Here is a 21228-nt window from a genome sequence, read left to right as displayed (position 1 = left end):
TATTTATATATTAAGTATTAAGTTATAAGGTCTTTATTATATCTAATTTATTTAATATTTTTGATTAAAGAAATTTATTTTTTTTACACGCTATAGTATATATAAGATACATATTCATTATTGTTATTTTTATTTTTAATATATTATTTAATTGTAAGTATACGGTACTTTTTTATTAACTATTCGTATACCGCAAAAGATATTTTTTAAAATCGAGTTTATCTTCTTGTTCTAGTATATATTGTCTTTTTAACGAAGCATGATACTCGTCAGATAATTGCTTTTCAGTAAGGAGTTGAAATGGTTCATTCTGTAGCATTTGATGATAGTATTTTGCTAAATCTAGACCTAGATTACTTGTTATATTTTCTTGTTTTTTTTGCTGTAGTTTACATAAAATACGAGTAGAATAGGTTAGATTTGGATTATCAAAAAATGTAACTAGTTCATCACAAACCTGCTGATACGTCTGTTTATCTTTACCATCAAAGACTTTTGCAATGCGACGTAAATCAGCAAATAAAATTTTACCTACCTTACTTAGTGGTTGTTCTACTGCGTAACCAATATCAATAGTTTGCTCTGGTTTACGCCCTTCTAAGATAATTTTATTCCAATTTTTACGTGTACCAAGTAATTCATCAGCACTCATTTCAGGTATATTTACCAACGCACACCAGACTAGAAATAAATCAAGAAAACGAATTTGTATAGCTTCAATTCCAATGGGCGAAAAAGGATTAATATCTAATGAACGTACTTCAATATATTCAATACCACTATGTAACAAAGCATCTGATGGTGATTCGCCTGTTCTAGTGACTCTTTTAGGTCTAATAGATGTATATAATTCATTTTCTGTCTGTAATATATTAGTATTAAGTTGTAGGTAATCTGTATTTTTTTGTAATTCTAAAGCTGTAAACGTTGCTGAAGGTGTATTAATAGCATGCTTTAATCCTTTAACATAACTCACTAGATCATTACAAAGAACTATTAGATTATTTTGCAGTTTATTTGTATACCCTAAATTACTTAAACGTAATGAGGTAGCATATGGTAGATAGTAAAGGCCATTTTTATATTTAAAAGTTAATGAAGTTTCTATTTTTTCAAGAAATGAAGAGCAAATTGCAGGTGAAGCACCAAATAAGTAGGGAATAACCCAACCAAAACGATGGTAGTTACGAATTAGACGAAAATAACCAGTTGAAATTTCTTCTTTGCCGCTATTTTCATCGATAATACCAACTCTTTTCTGCCAGAAAATTAGTGGTAAGGAAAAATTATAATGAACGCCGGAGATAGTTTGCATCAAAGCACCATAACGATTTTTTAAACCTTTACGATATAAAGCTTTAAAACGACCGATATTTGAAGAGCCATAGGTAGCGGGTTTAATATTTTGTTGTGCTTTGATAAAGCATGGCATACTTAATGGCCACATATTTTCATTACTTAGTTTACGTGCTGTATAACGATGTAGATCACGTAAAAAAATAAGTAGATAGTCAATATCAGTATTAACTGGAGTAATAAATTCTAGCATGGCTTCAGCAAAATCAGTAGTAATCCATTGATGTGTTAATGCAGCACCAAAAGATACTGTATGTGTAGTTTCTGCTAAGTTGCCATCAGCAGTAATTCTTAATGTTTCCCGTTCAATGCCACGACGGATCCCTTGTAGTACTTCAGGGTTTGCTTCCAACCAGGAAAGCGCTTGCGATGTATCTGGTATCAAATTAGTCTCCTGCTACAAAAATAGGATACATTATCATACTTAGTTTTAAGAACATCAAAACTAAACAATGCGTTGTAACTTCATTATTGTCAATACGATTTAGTTTAATAAATTATTTTTAAACTTATTTAATAAAAGGAATTTATTAATGTTTTAACATTTTTTGCTAATTAGCATATAACTTTATGATAATTTTATTAAATAGTTTTGCTATCTAAAACATAAAATAATTTTTTATTTAAATATATTATTTTAATATAAATAATATGATAAAAAATTTTTTTATTTAGTACATAATATCAATATAGTAATTGATATATATTAATTATATTTTATAAAGAGAAGAATTATTTTATAATATTTACTAAGTAGATATTATAAATTCTAATAAAAATATAAAATACTAAAACATACCTAATAAATAGCTAATATAATAGCAGTAAGGTAAAAAATTATTTTTATATAGATTTATCTGCTATTATATAATTTATAGTTTAAATAATATTGTTATTATTTTAAATTAAAAATTAATTAGTTTATTGCAGTTATTTAAAAATTTAGTATAGATATTTTTATATAAATAAATTTATATAAGTATATTTTAGTTAAAAATAAAATTATTAATTTAATTTCTATTAAAACCAATATAAATAAAAATTAAAAATAAGTAAAAATTATTAGTATAGATTAATTATGCAAAAAGAGTATATTAAAAGTAAATCTATATTTTGATTTTTTTAATAAATTTATTAATTTTTTTATATCTAAATCTTTAATATATATCAAACTTAGTTCTAATACTAAATAGTAGTTTTTAGAAATTGTAATAAATTTTATTAATCTTATTACTAATAACATTATATAAATAAATAATTGATCATTTTGGATTATTTTAGCTATGTGACTTCTTGCTAGAATAAATTTTCTTATTTACTGTTATAAAAATAAGATATAAATAATTTTTATAAAAGAATAAAAAATCTTAGGTTATTTATTTCTTAGTTTTAGTTATTTATCTATTTTTGTTAATACAAATTTTAGGATAAAAAATATTTTTAATAAATATTTTTATCTATTTTATTTATTAGTTTAGCTGAAAAGAATATATAGTAACACTCTTATAACTTAAGATAAATAAAACTATAAAAGTACTATCATGGATTTTAGGTTTGGATAGGTAAGCAAATATTAAAATACTACCTTATTTTTAGTATTACATCTTAAATATTATAATATTTATAGAACACATATACCTATAATAATAACTATTATTTAATACATTTTGAGTATTAAATTTTATGCTATTTTAGTTACAAAAATATTATATTAATATATAAAAATATAACTGTAAGAATAAGGTATCTAATATAAGAAATTACGTTTGTTAATATAAATTATAAGATCTATTTTTATTAGATTTTACTAAAATATAGTTTAGTATATAAAGTTAAAATATTTATAATATAATATTATAATAAAGAAACTACCTAAAAGTAGTTAACAATTTTATTGTTTGTTTTTAATTACTATTAGACAATACTTTTTATTACATCACCAATTTCTACCAAATTATGAATTATTTTTATTTTTGCCTTAGTTAATGCAATAAATTTATCTTAGAATTTCTTCTTTAATAACTATATATATTAGCAATATTTTAATAAATTAGTAATTTTAATATTATATAAAAATAAATTATTTACATATTAAATATTAAGTTATAAAGTACTTACTTTATAATGAAATAATTCTAAATAATATTAGATTATTACTAAAATAGATAAAAATAATTTTAAATTAAAATTAGATCTAATTACTAATACCATGCCATAATTTTATATAAGATTATATTTATAATCTATTACTAATTATTTTAGCTTAAAATAATTAGTAATAGATTATTTTAAATATTTATCTAGTAATGCACTTACAAAAAATGTTACATAACTGCTCTATATCTAAAAAATAGATTAAATTATAAAGGAAATAAATTAATAAATACCATGACTATCTATATACCTTATCATTAAACAGTATACTATTATATTTTACTTTTATTTAAATTTATTCCGTGCGGATTTAATATGCAACAGTTTAATAAACAAAGCTTTCAGTATTTAATTTTAAAATTACAAGACTATTGGGCTCGTCAAGGTTGTACTCTTATACAATCGTTAGATATGGAAGTTGGCGCGGGAACTTCTCATCCTATAACCTGTCTACGTACACTTGGGCCTGAACCTATTGCTGTTGCTTATGTGCAGCCATCGCGGCGCCCTACTGATGGACGTTATGGTGCAAACCCAAATCGATTACAGCATTATTATCAATTTCAAGTTATAATCAAACCTTCGCCAGACAATATTCAAAAGCTTTATTTAGATTCACTACATGAATTAAATATTAATTTTAAACTTCATGATATTCGTTTTGTTGAAGATAATTGGGAAAACCCAACATTAGGTGCTTGGGGTTTAGGTTGGGAAGTATGGCTTAATGGTATGGAAATTACTCAATTTACTTATTTTCAACAAGTTGGTGGTTTAGAGTGTAAACCAGTTACAAGTGAAATTACTTATGGCCTAGAACGTTTAGCAATGTGTATTCAGGGTGTAAACAGCGTTTATGATTTATTATGGTCTGATGGCCCTTTAGGTAAAACTACTTATGGGGATATTTACCATCAGAATGAAGTAGAGCAATCTACCTATAATTTCGAATACGCTGATGTAAATTTTTTATTTTATTGTTTTAATCAATATGAAAAAGAAGCAAAATTACTTTTAGATTTAGAACAGGTCTTGCCGCTACCAGCTTATGAGCGTATTTTAAAAGCAGGACATACCTTTAATTTACTAGATGCACGTAAAGCTATTTCAGCAACTGAGCGTCAATGCTATATCCTACGTATTCAAACATTGACTAAAATTGTTGCTAAAGCTTATTATAAATCACGTAAGGCATTAGGCTTTCCTATGTGTAAAAATAAGAACTAAGAGACCATAATGACTCAACAGACTTTTCTTGTAGAAATTGGTACCGAAGAATTACCACTAAAGACATTACGTACACTAGCGCAATCTTTTGCTGATAATTTTACTATTGAAATGGATAATGCCTTTTTACCTCATGGAAAAGTACACTGGTTTGCTACCCCCCGTCGTTTAGCGTTACAAGTAGAAAATTTAAGTCAGATTCAGCCTGATCAGGAAGTAGAAAAACGTGGTCCTGCAATTATTAAAGCCTATGATACTGAAGGTAGACCTACTAAAGCAGCTAAAGGATGGGCACAGAGTTGTGGTATTACCCTAGACCAAGCAAAAAGTTTATCAACAGAGAAAGGTGAATGGTTATCGTATCGTATTTGCATTAAAGGAAAACCTACTAAGTTATTGTTAATAGAAATGGTTAAAAGTGCCCTTAGTCAATTATCAATAACTAAGTTAATGCGATGGGGTAATAAAATAACTCAATTTGTACGTCCTGTACATACGGTAACCTTATTATTAGGTAGTGAATTAATTACTGGTACTATATTAGGAATCAATTCAAATCGTATCCTCTATGGCCATCGTTTTATGGCTGAATCAAAATTTAGTATTCATCACGCTCAAGAATATCTGCAAATTCTACGTATACGTGGTGCGGTAATTGCTGATTATGAGGAACGTAAAGCACAAATTAAACATGATGTACAACAAGCAGCGCAAAAAATTGGTGGAATAGCTGATATTAGTGAGAATTTATTAGAAGAAGTAACTTCATTAGTTGAGTGGCCAGTAGTGCTAACAGCAAGATTTGAAGAAAAATTTTTATCCATACCTGTAGAAGCTTTAGTTTCTACCATGAAAAACGATCAAAAATATTTTCCTGTATATGATACTAAAGGTCATTTATTGTCACATTTTATTTTTGTAGCTAATGTTGCATCAACTGATCCACAACAGATTATCTTAGGCAATGAAAAAGTAATTAGGCCTCGTTTAGCAGATGCTGAGTTCTTTTTTAACACTGATCGAAAAAATCGTCTGATAGATAATTTATTACGTTTAGAAACGGTACTTTTTCAGCAACAATTGGGAACATTACGCGACAAAACTAATCGAATTGTAGCGTTAGCAGGTTGGGTTGCCTCTCAGATTGGTGCGGATGTAAGTCAGGCAACTAGGGCTGGATTATTATCTAAATGTGATTTAATGACGAATATGGTTTTTGAATTTACTGATACACAAGGTTTTATGGGAATGCATTATGCTCGCTATGATGGTGAAGTAGAAAATGTAGCATTAGCTTTAAAAGAACAATATCAACCACGTTTTGCTGGTGATACATTACCAACACAGCCTGTTTCTTGTGCATTAGCTATCGCTGATAAGATGGATACCCTAGTAGGAATCTTTGGGATTAATCAATCACCAAAAGGTAACAAAGATCCTTTTGCACTACGACGTGCAGCTTTAGGTGTGTTACGTATTATTATTCATCATAATTTACCATTAGACATACAAACCCTCAGCGAAAATGCAATGAATCTTTATGTTAATAATAATACTAATAAATTAAGTAATAAAAATGTGGTAGCTGATGTAGTTAGATTTATGTTAAATCGCTTTAAAACCTGGTATCAAGAAGAGGGCCATAGTATTGATACTATTCAAGCAGTTTTAGCATCTTATACAACAAAACCTGCTGACTTTAATGCGCGCATGCAAGCTATAAGTTATTTCCGCACATTGGATATAGCAGTAACTTTATCAGCAGTCAATAAACGTGTATCTAATATCTTAGCAAAATCTACGGTTATTTTAAGTGATCAAGTTGATACATCAGTGCTTAAGGAGGTAGCTGAGATTAAACTAGCAAGAAAAGTTATGATATTACGTGAACAATTAAAACCTTTACTAGCTCGTAATTGTTATCAAGAGGCCTTAGTTAAATTAGCTACATTGCAGGAAACCGTTGATGCATTTTTTGATAATGTAATAGTGATGACTGAAGATAAAGTTATATGTACAAATCGTTTAACCTTACTTAGTAAACTTCGTGATTTATTTTTACAAATCGCAGATATTTCATTATTGCAATAAGTTAATTTTTTAATCTACTAAAAGTAATAATATTTTCTTTAGCTATTTCTATTTATCCTACTCCTTTATTATTTTTATTAAAAACTTATTAATAGAAATATATTCTTAGTATAGTTTTATAAAACTATACTAAGAATATAAAGTTAAGGTACCACCTATAACATAATAATCATCACAAATACAAAAGCATATAAAGATCAAGTATATAAAGATTGTAAATACTATATGATAATAAGATCATGATATTCAATGTAGTATATAAAAAAATCTTGTTATTAATAATTTATAAAAAATATAAATATCGCTAATTTTAATTTTTTATCTTTAGTCTTAGATGAATTATTTAACTTCTTCGCATAAATAGAGTTAACCTACAAGTTAGTGACTATTTTAATATTATTCGCATACTTAATAATAATTAAAAATAGTTATAGGTAAAATACAATAAAAAAATAAGAATCTTTTATTTTTTAAATTTTTTACTTTGTAGTTTTTTAAGAAGAATTATAAGATACCTTAGTAACAAGCTAGCATATATTAGTGAAATACTATGGATAGTAATTTTAATATTATACAGGAATAAATCATTTTTATACTATACATCAAATTACAAGATTTCTACTACACTATTTGTCCCTAGTTTAATTTGTAAAAATATGAAAAAATAAAATATGTTATATGACAAAAATTATTTTATTACTTAAAAATTGTTGTTTACCTTGTAATGTTATTTTTGCTCTTTAGGATTGAGTAATATAAAGTTAAAACTTTATGCTAAAAATGAGTAGGAATTAATTATGTCCAATATTGAATTGCTACGGACTATTCATTTCCAGCAATCAGGGAAAAGAGTATTAGAAGTTGAGCTTAATGCATTAGCACAGCTTAATCAATATATTAATGAAGATTTTTCCCGTGCTTGTGAAAAAATTTTACATTGTCGTGGTAAAATTATTGTAATGGGAGTAGGTAAATCAGGCCATATTGGTAGAAAAATAGCAGCAACTCTTGCTAGCACTGGTACCCCTGCTTTTTTTGTTCATCCTACAGAAGCTGGTCACGGTGATCTTGGTATAATAAGTTCAGAAGATATTGTTCTAGCTATTTCAAATTCTGGTGAATCCGATGAAATGCTACCTTTAATTCCAATGATAAAATACCAGAATATTCTTCTTATTTGCATGAGTAGTAATCCTGATAGTCGTATTGGTAAAGTAGCAGATATCCATCTATGCATTAAGGTAGCGGAAGAAGCTTGCCCAATGGGGTTAGCGCCAACTACTAGTACTACTGCTACGCTAATTATTGGGGATGCATTATCCATAGCATTATTAGAGGCACGTGATTTTACCAGGGAAGATTTTGCACGCTCTCATCCTAAAGGAACTATCGGTCGTAAGCTTTCATTGCGTGTAAGTGATATTATGCATACTGGTAATCAAATACCATATATTCGCTCTGATGCATTATTACGTGATGCATTATTAGAAATTATACATAAAAAACTTAGTTTAATCGTTATTTGCGATAATTCAATGACAATTGAAGGGGTCTTTACTGATGAAGATTTGCGACGAGTATTTGATATGAAAATCAATCTTAATAATGCCAAAATTGCTGACGTTATGACTCAAGGTGGTATACGTGTCGGCGCAAATATACTAGTAGTAGATGCTTTTAATCTTATGCAGGCACGTAGTGTTACTAGTTTATTAGTGGCTAAGGATAATACTTTATTAGGTATTATTCATATACATGACATATTAAAAGCTGGAGTTATATAGAAATTTATTTAACATCTATTGGAAATTAATATAAATAAATTTTTTATAAAATTATCAACTAATCTAGTTATTTAGAATATATTTTAAGGGCGTAGATTAATGAATAAATCTATATATGCTAACTACGAAAACTTACAACAAAAAATTATTAAACTTGCTGCTAATATACGTTTACTAATTTGTGATGTCGATGGTGTACTGTCAAACGGTTTATTATACATTGGCAATAAAGGCGAAGAACTGAAAGCTTTTCATGCTCATGATGGTTATGGTATCCATTCTTTAAAAAATTGTGGTATTGAAGTTGCTATTATAACCGCTGGATCTACCCAGTTAGTGGCAGATCGAGCAAAAATGTTAAAAATTACTCATATCTACCAAGGACAAAAAGATAAGCGTATTGCCTATAAAAAGTTATTAACTATACTTAATTGTAAATCTACAGAAGTTGCTTATATTGGTGATGATTTACTTGATTGGCCCGTAATGAAAGAAGTTGGTTTATCTGTTGCTGTAGCAAATGCACATCCTACATTATTAGCTAATGCGCACTATACTACACGTCTTGCTGGAGGATATGGAGCAGTGCGCGAGCTATGTGATCTTATTTTATTTGCTAATAATAAGCTAAAATAGAATAAAAATTATTGATATGAATAAAATAAAGATTAGCATAATACTATTATTAGCTATTACTATTTTAGTATTAATTGGCTATCATTATAGCATTAATAAGCGACAAAAACTAAGTAATATTAATAATAATCAACCTATTTATCAAAGTCAGAAGACAGTTACTACCGTGTACCATCTAGATGGTAAAATACATTACAAATTAATAGCAAAAAATGTACAAAACTATGCTTATGATTATATAGATAATAATTCTAATAGTTACGTTCATAACGCAACAATAAACGTAACAAGTCAACCTGTTACTTGGTTTAGCCAACCTATAATGACACTATTTAATGAAAATGCAGTGGGTAGTTGGATAATAAAGTCTGATAAAGCTAAACTTACTAATAATAAAATGCTCTATCTATACGGTCATGTTGAGGTTAGTAGTTCAATATTAAATTCACAAATAAAAAAAATTAAAACTAATAATGCTCAAATTAACTTAATTAATCAGGATATTTCTTCTAATAATCAAGTAACCTTATATGGTATTAATTTTTTTACTAATAGTATGAAAATACATGGAAATTTATATAGTCAGGTTGCTGAATTAGTTGGAAAGGTTAAGACATATTATGAAATACAAAAATAAAAGTTATAATATTTTGTTTATTAACCTATTTTTAATTTTATTTTTAACTAGCTATTTACCATCTACCATAGCATCAATTGATAATAATAAACAATTAATTAATATTATATCTGATAAACAGTTATTAGATATCCCTAACAATATTTCATTATTTACTAAAAATGTGATCATTACACAAAATTCTATTAAGATTAAAGCTGATAAGGTTATGGCATACTGCCCTAATGGAGACATAAATAAAATGGTAATTGAAGGTTTTGCTAATCCAGTTACTTTTTATCAAATACAGAATAATACTAAAATAATAAGTGGTCATAGCCAAAAAATACGTTATGAATTTGCCAACCAATTACTAGTATTAATAGATAATGCTTATATAAAACAGTTAGATAGTAACATTAAAGCTGATCGTATTACTTATTTAATAGATAAACAAAAAATAGAAGCGTTTAGCAATAAAGACAAGCATGTAACTACTATATTACTACCTGCTCAGTTACAAGATAAAGAATTTAAAATACTAAATAATAAAAAGGATAAATAAAATGTTATGGCAAGCTTAATCGCACAGAGTATAGCTAAATTCTATAAAGGCCGTAGCATTGTTAAAAACATTAGTTTAACAGTAAACTCGGGTGAAATTGTAGGTTTATTAGGTCCTAATGGGGCTGGTAAAACAACAACTTTTTATATGGTTGTTGGTATTATACCTCTCGATGCTGGACGTATTTTTATAAATAAAGAAGATATTAGTTTACTGCCTTTGCACGAACGTGCTCGGCGTGGTATTGGTTATTTACCGCAGGAGGCCTCTATTTTTCGTGGTCTAAATGTTTACTATAACTTAATGGCAGTATTAGAAATCCACAAACATCTATCACGACAGCAACGTAAGGAGCAAGTCGAAATATTAATGGAAGAGTTCCGTATCTCTCATTTACGTGATAGTTTAGGCCAATCATTATCTGGTGGAGAACGTCGTCGAGTTGAAATTGCTAGGGCATTAGCAGCTAATCCTAAGTTTATTTTACTTGACGAGCCATTTGCAGGTGTTGATCCTATTTCAGTTATTGATATCAAAAAAATTATAAAACAATTGCGTAATAGTGGTTTAGGTATTTTAATTACTGATCATAATGTACGTGAAACACTAGACATCTGTAAAAAAGCCTATATTGTTAGTCAGGGGCATCTTATTTCGTATGGTACGCCACAAAAAATTTTAGCAGATGAACAGGTTAAACAGGTTTATTTAGGTGCTGAATTTCGCCTCTAATTTAAATAGTTTTTTAATTTATATCAGCTTTAAAATAAGTAATAAGCTATTTTAATTAGATATTTATTTGAGAAATATTAATCTAACGTTATAAAATAATATTTATACCTCTATCTAGATTAGAGATTAATGATAATCTTAAAGCTATAAAAAGTATAATAAACATTTGTAGTAATCTTTTATTAAAGTAAATAAGTATTATCATAAAACTGACATAAAAATTATTGATTTTATCAATCATAATATATATAAAATACTCTTTAAAAATATTTAAATAATCACTGCTAAATTTAATCTATAATAAATTTATAGTACTATTATTTTATAAAGCATGCGTAATAATTATAGTATATTAATCTAGTTATTTGTTAAAAACAAATTACCTAAAATCTTTAAGATTATCTCATATATAAGTGACCATACTTGTTTTCTCAGGCATCTACATTATTATCCTAATATCTATTATTGATACAGCATGTAAAACTAGATATCTTATTATAATACCGATAAATACCCGTAACAGCAAAGTACTTCTAAACTAATCATCAATACAATAGAAATCATATTAGTATTTAATCGCATAATTATTATAGTTCACTAAAATATATCTATCTAATCGAAATATATTTAATTATTAGTAATTATTTTAATTTATTAGATAATTTATGTAATTGTAATTTTCGTAATATAATTTGTTTGAATCTACTAAAGAAATAGTATTTAAAAAATAAATTATCCTAATTTAATCTTTGAATTTATATTTAAGTTATTTGATTAATAATGGTATATTTAAGTGTATAATTTTAAATTTCTATCATACATAAATAACTAGTATCTAGTTAGCAGCATTAAATATTTATAATTAGTCATGCTAAAATTAATTAATACCATGCTAATATAAATAGTAGTATACTTAACGATAATAATAAGTATTAATAAAAAAATTAATAATAGCAGTTAATTCTGCTAATTATTTAATAATAAAAAATTAACTCTGTAGTATATGAATAAATATTATAGTTAGGTATATTATTTAAATATATAGATATTATTATTTTATATTTTATTAAATTGATATAAATAGTTAATTTAATTAAGCTAAGAAGAAAATAGTATATAGTTTAATGTAATCTAGTTTAATATAAAGATTAATAATTTAGTGTATAATTTTACACTATAAAACTTATAAATTAGATAAATTTGAATATATTCAGATTATATTTAGTAAATATACGTAACCATAAGCATATAAAAATACAACATATATTAAAGGAAAGAGTATATGTAAAGGAAAATTTATGCGCTACTAATAATAGAAAGACATTTATGTAATAATTAACGCGCTAATAGACAAACTAATATTTTAGCTTAAAAGCATAAAAATAAATTAAAAATATTAAGAACCTATTTAAGATTACTATAAACGATGTTTATAGTAATTAATTTTATATCTCTTAATAGACTTAATAATTTAACTAATTTTACATGTAAAATACAATATTAAGATGAGATAGTACTTAAGTAAAAGATAAAATAATTAATAACCACACAAATATAGCTATATTCAGTACTTAATATTAAATATATTAAGATCTAAAATACTGAAAAGTATTCAAGTAAAAGTAAGTTTTAGAAACTATTGATGAGCTAGTACTAAATAATTAGGCCTAAAATATAGGTTATCTTTAATATATTATTAACACATGAAAAATTAGGTAAGATAGAAACTAGTAATGATATTACCATTTATACAAAAAAATAAAAAGAAAGCATATTAAGTGCTATTAGTGTATTTATTTATCTAATTAATCTATTATTTTAGAAGTTATTAATAATTAATCTATCAATCTATTATTTATTTTTCTAGTACAGGTAAACCAATATAAAAAAATTTACTTACATGTATTATCATTAGTAATTAATAAATTAGCAAACATAGTTATATGTTACAATTTATGTATAATTAAAAGTAATAAAAAGTTTTGCTAAATTATTATCGAACTATCTCAGTAAAAGTTTTACAATGGGGACATTATCGCATGGTACTTGTTATTATTAGTAGTCATTTTAGTTTATAGGAAGATCTTTAGTTTTACGTGTGTTAGAAGATATAAGATTTTATTATATTGATAACTTATCTGTAATATTACTGCTATAATTCATATAAATATATTGAAAGAAAAACTTACTGTGTAAATATTGATGTACGCAATATATCTAAATCACCTAAAATATTTAAATCTATAATAAAATAACTACCTGCAAATTTTTTCCCATAACTACTATTTTTAAATGCATATAATAAGAAACTTACCTAACATTATAGTAATATATAATGCTAGTATTAAATATTAGGTAGAAATTCATCCTTAGAAGTAGAATATATCTACCTGCTAATAAATAAATATCTATTCTTAGAAAAATGTAATTACTAAAGAAGTACGTCACTAAATCTTTGTATTTACGAGTTAATGTAGTAATTAATACCCTTAAATGTTAGTATATAAGATAATTAATATACTATATATTCGCTTAATTAATAAACGTGACGTAAATTTACTATTGTTTTTAAATTATTTAGTTTTAAATATAGTTGACTAATTAATATAGATTATATTTTCAACGTGGATTTTTTATTTAATCTATACTAAGATCTAAAACTACACTTAATAAATAGGCTAGATAAATCTGTGGTTACTTTTTAGCACGTCATGTTGAGTTATGTAATTTTATTTATCAAACCACGGTATCCAAAGATATATCTGCTAATGTTTAAAACAAATAATCGTATTATTTAACTATAGTTATTAATTATACCGGCAGGGATATTATTCAGTCTATATTAATAATTAGTTAATAGATTATTTTTATTTCTAGAAAAGTACATGTGGTTACGTTATCGTGTTTTAAAAAACATAAATAATAATGATAAAAAAATAAAAATAAAAAATAAACTAGAGATAAATACTAGATCTACAATAAAATTATTTAACTATATATAAAGTTTAAGTCATAAATTATATTATGAAGCACGTTTAACGACAAAGTCATTACTAACATTAAGACTAATATTGTCCTATTAGTCTTAATGTTAGATTTAACTAATAATAGTAAGATTAAGATTAATATTAAGGTTAAGAACCTAGATAAAAATTAAAATATTAGAAATAGTTATCGAATTATTTAATTCTAGTTTTAATAAGATTAAAAACTATATGTATTTTACTTGTTTTAGATTAATAATTAACATTTAAATCAAAATAGAGGAAAATAGAGAGTGATTAATCCGCTATATCACAAAAATATTATTTCAATACAAGATTTAAGCCGTGCAGAGCTAGAATTAATAATTTATGTTGCAGAAGAACTAAAAAATAAACCGCAGCCTAATTTATTAAAACATAATATTATTGCTAATTGTTTTTTTGAAGCTTCTACTCGTACGCGTTTATCATTTGAAACCGCTATTTATCGTTTAGGGGGTTCTGTACTTAGTTTTCCCAGCAATAATACCTCTTTAGATAAAGGAGAAACAATTATTGATACTTTGCGTATTATTTGTACATATGTTGATGCAATTGTGATTCGTCATCCTCAAGAGGGTAGTGCGCATTTAGTAATAGAATATTCTAATGGCATACCCATTATAAATGCAGGTGATGGCTCCAACCAACACCCGACCCAAACTTTGCTAGATTTATTTACTATTAAAGAAACACAAGCGCGTTTAGATAACCTAGATATTGCTATAGTAGGAGATTTAAAATACAGTCGTGCAGTACATTCTCTTACACAGGCTCTAGCAAAATTCTGTAATAATCGTCTTTTTTTTGTTGCTACAGAGACATTAGTAATGCCTAATAATATTTTGAAAATGTTAGATGAAAAAGGAATTACTTATAGTTTGCATACTCACCTTAGAGAAATACTACCGCAGTTAGATATACTATATATAACCCGCATACAGCAAGAACGTTTAAGTAAATTAGAACACGCTAACGTTAAAATTCCATTCATGTTACAAGCATCTGATCTTATTACAGTACGTCATAACTTTAAAATATTGCATCCATTACCTCGCATGGGGGAAATTAGTATTAATGTAGATAAAACACCTTATGCTTATTATTTTCAACAAGCAGGTAATGGTATTTTTGTTCGGCAAGCGATACTAGCATTAGTATTAAATACTAATTAATATTATAATAACAAACTTATCCTTTCTCTATTTATCTATTACGAATAAATATATCATTGTAACGCATTATCATATCTAATAAATTACTTAAAATATTAATTTTTTATATCTAAGAGTTAATCTAAGTAATATCGTTATTAGCTTATAGCTAGCTATTAATTAATTATAATACCAGAAATAACTCAGATAATATAATTACACAAATTTATCAATTACCTAAAATATTAAAACTATTATTAAAAAATAAAATTACCCTTATTAATTTTAGAAAAATAATAATTTTCATTAAAAATTTAATAATTTTCTGCAATTAATATTAGTTACTAATTTTTTATCTAGAATAATATTCTATTTTTATATCCCTAGATCATAATTAAAACTATATATTATCTAAAAATACATAAATAGAAAATTGAATTTTTTATTATGTAAACTTGATAACTTACTCATCATACTTCTTAAAGATTTACTATTTGCTATAAAGCTATGTATAACAAATTTTTTAGCATTACTTAGTCTAATAATTCTTATATATTAGTATATACTATATAGTAATTTTTTATAATAGTTACCTTATTTTATATAATAAACTAAAGTATATAAAAATTTTTTTATAACTATTTTGTATATATAAGACCAAAGTGCTGATAAGCATGATTAGTAGCTATTCTGCCACGAGGAGTTCTCTGGATAAATCCTTGTTGGATAAGATATGGTTCTAGTACGTCTTCAATAGCTTCACGTTCTTCACCGATTGCTGCTGCTAAATTATCCACCCCTACAGGTCCACCCATAAATTTATTAATAATTGCTAATAATAACTTTTGATCCATATAGTCGAAACCTTCTATATCGATATTAAGCATATCTAGTGCTTTAGTTGCTACATCACCGTCAATTACACCATTAACTTTGACTTCAGCAAAATCACGAACACGACGTAATAAACGGTTAGCAATACGTGGTGTGCCTCTAGAACGTCGTGCTAACTGATACGCTCCTTCTAAACTTAATTTTAATTTTAAATAACAGGCGCTACGAATAAGAATATGTTCTAAATCAGTAACTTGATAAAATTCAAGTCGTTGTACAATACCAAATCGATCACGTAATGGCGAAGTTAGTGAACCTGCTCTGGTCGTCGCCCCAATTAATGTAAATGGAGGTAAATCTATCTTAATTGAGCGTGCAGCTGGACCTTCGCCAATCATAATATCTAGCTGATAATTTTCCATTACTGGATATAAAATTTCTTCTACTATCGGGGGTAAGCGATGAATTTCATCAATAAAAAGTATATCATATGGTTCTAGATTAGTGAGTATAGCAGCTAAATCACCTGCTTTTTCTAATACTGGCCCCGAAGTAGTACGAAGATTAACTTTCATCTCGTTAGCTACAATATTAGCTAATGTAGTTTTACCTAAACCTGGAGGACCAAATATTAATAAATGATCTAAAGCATCATTGCGCTGCCTCGCTGCTTGAATAAAAATTTCCATTTGTTCTTTAACATGTGATTGTCCAATGTATTCAGTTAAAAATTTAGGGCGTATTGTCCTATTAATAATTTCTTCATTATTTACTACACTAGCTGTAATTAAGCGATCTACTTCGATCATTTTTTACCTTATTTCTTATATTGTACATAGAATTAAACTTATTATAAATCGTCATTTATTATAGTAAATCGAATTAAAATATTTATAGTAACACAGTAAGAATTATACATACTCTATTACATAAAGATTATAAGTGTTCTGTAATGCATAATTTATAGCACATAGTAAGTTTTATAAAAAACTTGCAAATGATTTTAGTTAGTAAATTAATTAAGTTAAGTAGTATATTTACTATCTGCTTTGAATTATAATAAGATTAAGATAAATAATTTTTTAAAAAGTTTCCTCTTATAGTATATAAGTGCTAATAAAAATTAGGTACAAAAACTTATTCAATATATCTTTATATTTGCTATTACTTTATAAGTAATTTATTAAAAATAAGTTAAACATATTCATGTTTATTCACTTTTTTATTATATAAAAATAAATTACATATTTCTACCAAACCTAAATTATTAATCTAACCTATGACCTAATAATAGATAAATTTATGGAAACCTATTTGTAATATTTATTATCATAATTTTTAGCTTATATTTAACTTATTATTATATTTATAATTTCTTAAATCTTTAGTATTAGTTTTTTATTATTATACACTTATTAATGACTAATAATGACATGCTAGTCAACAATAGTTATATATGGCTTACTCTGCTTAATAATTAATTATAGTTATTTTTATATAGTTGTTAGTATTTTACTTCTATTTATTTAGCAACTATTTTATAGTTTTTATTATTTATTAATTAACAATAAAGTAAGTTAGTAGTAACCAGTAGTTTTGCTAAGATCCATTTAAATAGCATTGCTCCCAAACCAACCTAAAAATAATTTAGCAATAATTAAAGGTTAATTAATAATTAGTGATATACCTTTATCATCTAAATAGGAAGTTATAATATTAATAAGAATTAATAAAAGAAATTTATAATAAGAAAAGTAAAAAAATATAATTGATATTAATCTTGCTACTAATAATTTTTTCTATAATCTAAATAATTTTAAATTAGTATTTAAAAGATGAAGGCGTATTTTAATTTAAGGTAAAAACTAATTTATAAGTGTGGATATACATGATGAATAATGTTAAATTTATTTAGATTAATAGAATCTTATATCTAAAATTCTTAATATACCAAGCATTAATAAGATTAATAAAGTTAGATTAGTAAAAATCTATTGGCTATTTCTAATATTATAATTTTGAATAGGAGTTCCTAGTATATCAGGATAATTTACCTAAGACATGAACTTAATTAACCCGCATTAAGCTATGGAGTAATGAATAACCTTTATATTCACATTTATCGTAAAATTTTCATAATTCTTTTAGTGATAATATTAATTTATATTTACACGATATAGATAATCTATGTCTCAGACGATAACATTAATAATTACATTAATTAATCTACACTAGTTACTACTTGTTTCAATTAAGTAAATATAATTTTATTCCCTTTCTTCTTAAATAAAATAGGCTAATCAATAGTTATAAATACTAGCATATATCCAGTAATACTAATTATTAGTATATAATTAAAATTATAAATTTTTAATAATTGTAATACTTGAGTATTTTCTAACAATATAATCAATGCTTTACTATTCAATTTCTAGTAATAAAATTACTAAATCTAAAAATAAAACCATAAATTAAATTAAAAGCTATCAATAATTTTTTAATTATTATCAGCCATAAGTAAATATTTATTAATAGTTCTAAGAGGTAAAATAAATTTACTAGTAAGTAATTTTCCTTGGCCATGAGAGATAATTAATGCCAACGTATTAAATGAATAATTATGATCTGTAGAACTTAACAAGTACCATAGGTTAGTTATTTTTACCGTGAACATAAGAATAAAAGCTATCATTAATTTTATAACTAAATATTTGGGTCAATCTTATATCTTTTGAGATTACGTGGTGCCCAGAATTTTTTAGATAAAACTAAAGTTATAAATTTAGAAAGAATACTATACTTATTTATTTTCTTAGTTGCTTTCCATTTGGTTAAATAAGATATACGCTTATTACTATATTTAATATCATCAATTTAAATTTCTTTTTTAAAAAGTTATTTAATTTATTTTCTAATATCAATAATTTTTGTAATCAGCATGTTCTTTATTTAATTTATTTTTATCGTATATGATTTTTTATCATTTTTAATTTAACTAATTAACGAAGTTTTTATTTAAAGCTTACTTCAACCTAAATTTTTAAAAGTATAAAATACTACATTATTATAATTTTTAAGTTATCTTCTGTACGAATAATATAGATCTTGCTATCAAGATCTTATAAGGTAATTAGCGAACCTGCTAAATATGTAAAAATTTTTGTACTTTTTATAAACATAATACAGATGATAATACGCTGTATTATAACAATAGATTATCTATTGGTTCAAAATATCTAACTAGCCTTTAATAGACAAAAGTGGGTAATTCAATCTAATTATATCTATATTAATGCAATAACTTTTTAAGACCCGTGATAGTAAATGAATAATTTATTATTAATTCTAAATTAGTTTTATTAAAGCGAGAATCAATAACTAAACTTGTAAGATTTGTATTATTAAATTTATTATGTAAATCTTCTATCATTAGTAATTTTTTATCATACATTTAATTAATAATCTAGCACTAAAGTATTGACACTACCAGATGTTTGATTAAGTAAAGAAGAATTACAACAGTATTACCTTCTCTTCATTCTACAATACACGTATACGCATCAAAATAATGTTGTAAGTTTATCAATCAATAGAACTATAGTGTTAGTAATCTTTTATATATTACGTACTGTAATATCAGTAAGTATAATTACTGATATGCTAGTCGTGTTATTTAATAAAATATAGGCAGGCGAGTAAGAAGAATTTTGGGTTCTTATAGGGAACTATTAAAACTAGGAACCTAGTCTACTATTTTTATATTAATTCAACTACAACATGTTAATATATATTGATAAATGCAATTTAGTATAATGAACGCATTACTATAAAAAAATTTAGAATTATTAGGTGCTTCCTAATTTTCCTATTTATTAATCAAAAATAATGATAAGAAAAATCTTGTGCCATCAAGTACCGTTACCTCATGATAGATATTATGTTACATAGATAATGTTCACCTAACATATCACCTACAGGGTTCGTGCTAATTTTTTAAATTTAGCATTCTTATTTATTTATAATTCTAACATGGTACAAATAATACGACAATGTATTGACTGTAATCTATTATTAATAAATGGTAACGCTCAATATATAATGATGTATATGGGATAATTTAGGTAAGTATTTCAGTAAAAGTTTATAAGGTTTGATAACTTGCTATATTAGAAATTAATTTATTAATTATACTTCTTTAAAAACTCCCATTTATCTAATTTTAATGCTATAAATCACTATAGTTAGATTATATCTTAATTTAAAAACCATTATTACTTATTTTAGTAAAATTTAATATAATTAGATTATTTAATTATGCTAATAGCATTTTGTTTAATGCATGCTAGCTTGATAACTTATAATTATTATGTTATCTTTTGATGCTAAAATTTTTTTCTTTATTTTTTAAGTAGTATTAAGTTTAAATAAATTTTAATAGTTCTAAATAATCTATATATATTACTATTTTAATAATGATGTATATTTGTATATAAAGTTCTTGAGTAATCTAAAATCATAATATTTTTTATTAAAAATACTTATATAAGTAACTGTTTTACTTTTTATTAATGATTGCTTAGTTTTTTTAAGGTATATTTTTTCTAAATAAAATTTTTTATGTTTTGATCAGTTTAAATAGTATTTAGTAGTATTAATAAGTATACACTAATACTGTATATTACTTTTTAATATATAATTATTATTTATCTTATAGTTTTAGTTAACAGAAAAATAACTGTAATACTTTTATAGATACTTAAAGATTATTAATAAATAATCATTTAAACATAATCTAAGTTTTGAACTATTATTATTTATTTATACTTATCTACTATATTAAATATTTTATTATTTTTAAGTTAAACTGTATCGAGTATCAATTAAACAACGAATTTTTTTCTTTAGTATCTTTATTTATTGCTTTATTTAGATATTAATTAATAAAAAACATAATGGATTAGATGATATAAAATTCTTATCAAAAATGGCTATTTTATTCAATTATTTTTCTTATATAAAAATTCTTAATATAATAATATTTCTAGGTAATAATTTT

11 protein-coding genes are annotated in these 21228 nt (G+C 24.8%); 8 read left to right on the top strand and 3 right to left on the bottom strand.

Going from position 1 to position 21228, the window contains the following annotated elements; genetic code table 11:
- Positions 1 to 175: 175 nt before the first annotated feature.
- A complete protein-coding gene (gene gshA, locus AB4W73_RS02790; RefSeq protein ID WP_367680325.1) occupies positions 176 to 1741 on the bottom strand; it encodes a glutamate--cysteine ligase in 1566 nt (521 codons plus the stop codon).
- A gap of 2084 nt (positions 1742 to 3825) precedes the next feature.
- Between gshA and glyQ the strand changes: the two genes are divergently transcribed.
- The 8 genes from glyQ (at position 3826) to pyrB (ending at position 15359) form a co-directional block, all read left to right on the top strand.
- Positions 3826 to 4737, top strand: coding sequence for a glycine--tRNA ligase subunit alpha (glyQ, locus tag AB4W73_RS02785; protein WP_367680324.1), 912 nt, complete (start codon positions 3826 to 3828; stop codon positions 4735 to 4737).
- A gap of 9 nt (positions 4738 to 4746) precedes the next feature.
- The gene (glyS, locus tag AB4W73_RS02780) at positions 4747 to 6828 is read left to right on the top strand and encodes a glycine--tRNA ligase subunit beta (RefSeq protein ID WP_367680323.1); all 2082 of its coding nucleotides are present in this window, start codon (positions 4747 to 4749) and stop codon (positions 6826 to 6828) included.
- Positions 6829 to 7625: 797 nt separating this feature from the next.
- The gene (gene kdsD, locus AB4W73_RS02775; protein WP_367680322.1) at positions 7626 to 8612 is read left to right on the top strand and encodes an arabinose-5-phosphate isomerase KdsD; all 987 of its coding nucleotides are present in this window, start codon (positions 7626 to 7628) and stop codon (positions 8610 to 8612) included.
- A gap of 99 nt (positions 8613 to 8711) precedes the next feature.
- Entirely contained in the window at positions 8712 to 9248 is a 537-nt protein-coding gene (kdsC, locus tag AB4W73_RS02770; RefSeq protein ID WP_367680321.1) for a 3-deoxy-manno-octulosonate-8-phosphatase KdsC, read from the top strand.
- Positions 9249 to 9264: 16 nt separating this feature from the next.
- Positions 9265 to 9885 carry an LPS export ABC transporter periplasmic protein LptC gene (gene lptC, locus AB4W73_RS02765; RefSeq protein ID WP_367680320.1) on the top strand — a complete coding sequence of 207 codons (621 nt, stop codon included), beginning with the start codon at positions 9265 to 9267 and terminating at the stop codon, positions 9883 to 9885.
- Positions 9869 to 10429 (top strand): lipopolysaccharide transport periplasmic protein LptA, encoded by a 561-nt coding sequence (lptA, locus tag AB4W73_RS02760; protein WP_367680319.1) that lies wholly within the window; start codon positions 9869 to 9871, stop codon positions 10427 to 10429. Before lptC ends, lptA begins: the two co-directional genes overlap by 17 nt.
- 6 nt (positions 10430 to 10435) lie before the next feature.
- Positions 10436 to 11161, top strand: a complete 726-nt coding sequence (gene lptB / locus AB4W73_RS02755; RefSeq protein WP_367680318.1) for an LPS export ABC transporter ATP-binding protein — start codon at positions 10436 to 10438, stop codon at positions 11159 to 11161.
- A gap of 3277 nt (positions 11162 to 14438) precedes the next feature.
- On the top strand, positions 14439 to 15359 hold the full coding sequence (pyrB, locus tag AB4W73_RS02750) for an aspartate carbamoyltransferase (protein ID WP_367680317.1): 921 nt from the start codon (positions 14439 to 14441) through the stop codon (positions 15357 to 15359).
- A 617-nt stretch (positions 15360 to 15976) separates the two neighbouring features.
- Here the strand turns inward: pyrB and ruvB are convergent.
- A complete protein-coding gene (gene ruvB, locus AB4W73_RS02745) occupies positions 15977 to 16981 on the bottom strand; it encodes a Holliday junction branch migration DNA helicase RuvB (RefSeq protein WP_367680316.1) in 1005 nt (334 codons plus the stop codon).
- 1688 nt (positions 16982 to 18669) lie between these two features.
- Entirely contained in the window at positions 18670 to 18846 is a 177-nt protein-coding gene (locus tag AB4W73_RS02740; RefSeq protein WP_367680315.1) for a hypothetical protein, read from the bottom strand.
- Positions 18847 to 21228 lie beyond the last annotated feature (2382 nt).

This window comes from Candidatus Fukatsuia anoeciicola, from assembly GCF_964059965.1.
Taxonomy (GTDB): domain Bacteria; phylum Pseudomonadota; class Gammaproteobacteria; order Enterobacterales; family Enterobacteriaceae; genus Fukatsuia; species Fukatsuia anoeciicola.
This window is presented reverse-complemented; position numbering and strand designations above follow the sequence as displayed.